Source organism: Microvirga sp. P4_G7, assembly GCF_056401005.1.
This window is the reverse complement of record NZ_JBFUKD010000363.1, coordinates 1-3,725: the sequence shown is the minus strand read 5'-3', so window position 1 is coordinate 3,725 and position 3,725 is coordinate 1. Positions and strand designations below refer to the sequence as shown.

At 65.5% G+C, this 3,725-nt stretch carries 1 protein-coding gene; it reads left to right on the top strand.

Annotated features, from left to right (window positions below):
• On the top strand, nucleotides 1-3,628 hold a 3,628-nt coding region (locus tag AC1DT3_RS14600; protein ID WP_477465969.1), incomplete at its 5' end, for a baseplate multidomain protein megatron.
• Between the last annotated feature and the right edge of the window lie 97 nt (nucleotides 3,629-3,725).

Here is a 3,725-nt window from a genome sequence, read left to right as displayed (position 1 = left end):
GATCGGCGGTCAGCTGATCTGGGCGACGCGTCTCGAGGAAGCGGCCAACACGGAGGTGCAGCGATCGGGCAGTCAGGGCGGCAAAAGCGTCGGCGGAGGCGGCGGCAAGACGCTCAACGTGACCTACACGTACTTCGCCAATCTCGCCATCGGCTTGTGCGAGGGGCAGATCGGCTATGTCCGCCGTGTCTGGGCCGACGGACGCGAGATCGATCTCAGTTCCATTTCCATGCGTGTCTATCCCGGCTCGGAGGCGCAGGCGGCGGATCCGCTCATCGTCGCGAAGGAGGGGGCCGACGCCGCACCTTGCTATCGCGGCCTGGCCTATGTGGTGTTCGAGCGATTGCCGCTCGCCGAATACGGCAATCGCGTCCCGCAATTCTCCTTCGAGATCATCCGCCCCGTCGACGGTCTGAACCAGATGGTCCGCGCCGTCTGCCTGATCCCGGGCGCGACGGAGTTCGGTTATGATCGCACGCCCGTCATGCAGGTGCTCGGCCTCGGTTCGACGAGGCTGGAAAACCGGCATCAATGGCAGCGCGCCAGCGACGTCGATGCCTCGCTCGACGCTTTGCAGGCGCTGTGCCCCAATCTCAAGCGCGTTTCCCTCGTCGTGAGCTGGTTCGGTGACGATCTGCGCGCCGGGTCCTGCACCATCACGCCACGCGTGGACGTGGCGAGTAAGACGACGGACGGCGCGACGTGGAAAGTCGCGGGAATATTGCGCGAGGCGGCGAAAACGGTGTCGCGTTCCAACGGCTGGCCCGCTTACGGCGGAACGCCATCGGACGAGTCCGTTCTCGATATGATCGAGAACCTCAAGGATAGGGGGATCGAGGTTGTTCTCTATCCCTTCGTGATGATGGACGTGTCGGCCGGAAACACGCTTCCGAATCCTTACGGCGGTACCGGCCAGCCGCCTTATCCGTGGCGCGGCCGTATCACGTGTCATCCCGCGCCCGGTGAAGCCGGATCGCCGGACGGCACGTTTCTGGCCGGCGTGCAGGTCACCACGCTGTTCACGCGCTCCTGGGGGCTGCGGCGGTTGGTGCTTCATTATGCGAATCTGGCCAAAGAGGCGGGCGGCGTCGACGGTTTCATCATCGGCAGCGAGTTGATCGGGCTGACCCGGGTTCGTTCCGCGCCCGGCCTTTACGAGGCGGTCGATGCGCTGCAGCTCCTCGCGGGCGATGTCCGCGCCATCGTCGGCGCGAGCACGAAAATCGTCTATGCCGCCGATTGGACGGAGTACGGCGCGCATGTGCGCAGCGACGGTCGCGAGGTTCGCTTCCCGCTCGATCCGCTCTTCGCCCATCCCGACATCGACGCCATCGGCATCGACTACTATCCCCCCATATCGGATTGGCGCGACGGGCCGGACCACGCGGATCTCGCGGATGCGCGCAGCGCCTACGACATCGAATATCTGCGCGGCCGGCTCGCAAGCGGCGAGGCGTTCGACTGGTACTACGCCGATCAGGCGGACAGAAACGCCCAGCGCCGCACGCCCATCACCGACGGTGCATACGAGAAGCCGTGGGTCTATCGGGCCAAGGACCTGGTGTCCTGGTGGTCGAATTCCCACAAGGAGCGTATGGGCGGCGCGGAAATCGCCACGACGCCGTGGCAACCGAAATCGAAACCGATCTGGCTCACCGAGATCGGCATACCCGCCGTCGACAAGGGGCCGAACGGGCCCAACGTCTTTCCCGATCCCAAATCGTCGGAATCCGCCTATCCGCCGTTCTCACGCGGCGTGCGCGACGATCTCTCGCAAGCACGCGGTCTCGAAGCCATCTTCACCCGTTTCGATCCGCAATTGCCGGGCTACGTCTCCGGCGGAAACCCCACGTCGCCTCTCTACGGCGGCCGCATGGTGGATCCGGCCAACGTGTTCGTCTGGGCGTGGGACGCGCGTCCTTTTCCGGCCTTTCCGGATTTCGACACGGTGTGGGCCGACGGCGCCAATTGGGAGACCGGTCATTGGATCACCGGGCGCATCGAAGGCGCGCCGCTCGACCGCTTGATTGCGACCATTCTGAAGGATTTCGGCCTCGACGTACCATCGGCCATTCCGGTCGACGGCTTTCTCGACGGCTACGTGATCGATCGGCCGATGTCGGCGCGGGCCGGACTCGAACCGCTGGCGCGATTGTTCGGTCTCGACGCGTTTGCGAGCGGCGGCAAACTGACCTGGCGCGGGCGGGGAGGGCGGGCCGTCGTCGCGATCGGGCGGGACGATCTCGTCCTCGCCGACAAGACGGAAAGTCTCCGACTGAACCGGTCGCAGGAAACGGAACTGCCTTTGCAGATCGAACTGGGATTCACCGAAAGCGAGATCGACTACCGGCGCGCCGCTGTCGCATCCCGCCGCCTCGCCGGCGTCAGCCGGAGAGAGACACGCGCGGATCTTGCGATCGTCACGCGCCGCGCGGAAGCGCAGCGTTTGGCGGATGCGTGGCTGCAGGACATGTGGGCGGCGAGAGAGACGGCGGAGTTCGAATTGTCGAGCCGGCGCGTCGAACTCGAACCGGGTGACGTGATCGCCCTGTCGACGGATGCGGGTGCGAAGCTGCATCGCATCATCCGTATTGCCGACGGGCCCACGCGTAAGGTTTCGACCCGCGCCGTCGAGCCATCCGTGTTCGAGATGCCGGGCGTATCGACGGCAAGACCGGTACGTCGTCCGCCGGCGATTGCGGGAAAGCCGCAGGTGATTGTTCTCGATCTGCCTGCCGATCGTGGCGAGCCCTCGGCTCTGCAATACGTGGCGGTCGCCGCCGATCCGTGGCCCGGCGCCATGGCGATCTGGCGCTCGGGAAACGGATCGACCTACGCGCTGTCGCAATATCTTTCGCTTCCAGCCATCATCGGGCGAACCCGCAACGCCCTCGAACCAGGATCGCTCTGGCGCTGGGATGCACGGGCGGTATTGGACATCGACATTTCGTCGGGCGCGATCGTGTCGGTCGACGACGACGCCGCGCTTGCCGGCGCGAACCTGTTCGCCGTCCAGGGCTCCGATGGGCGATGGGAAATCCTTTCGGCGGCACGTTCGGAATTGATTGGCGACAGGAGCCACCGGCTGTCGCGTCTCGTGCGCGGGCTTGCGGGCAGCGAGTCGGAAGCTGGGCGCAGCGTGCCTGCCGGCGCATTGATCGTTCGCCTCGATGAGGCTGTCGTTCCTCTCAGCAGGGATCTCGGCGTCACGTGGCGATATCGCATCGGGCCGGCCGGGAAGAGTCATTCCGATCCGTCCTTTACTGAATTCGCCGCAACGGCGAACGCCGACGCCCTGCGTCCGTTTGCGCCGGTTCGTCTCGCGGCGCGACGTCATCTGAGCGGTGTCGTCATCTCATGGGTCCGCCGATCCCGGCGCGGGGCCGACGCGTGGGAACCGCTCGACGTTCCGCTCGCCGAAGAGCGCGAACACTATGAGATCGAGATTCTCTCGGGCGTCACCGTCTTGCGCCGCTTGAGCAGCGTCGAGCCTTCCGTCGTCTATGCCGCGTCCGACGAGCTTGCCGACTTTGGCGCGGCTCAGGCGCAACTCACCATTCGCGTCGCGCAAATGAGCGCCGTCGTCGGGCGCGGCTTTAATCGTCTCGCGACGCTCACCGTCCGATGACGCTCGCGCGCATCGGCGCTTCCAACCGGAACCAGGATCGATGTCCAGCACCACCCATTTGAACTTGCCCTTGCTTGCCGCGGCGCAGGCGCAAAAG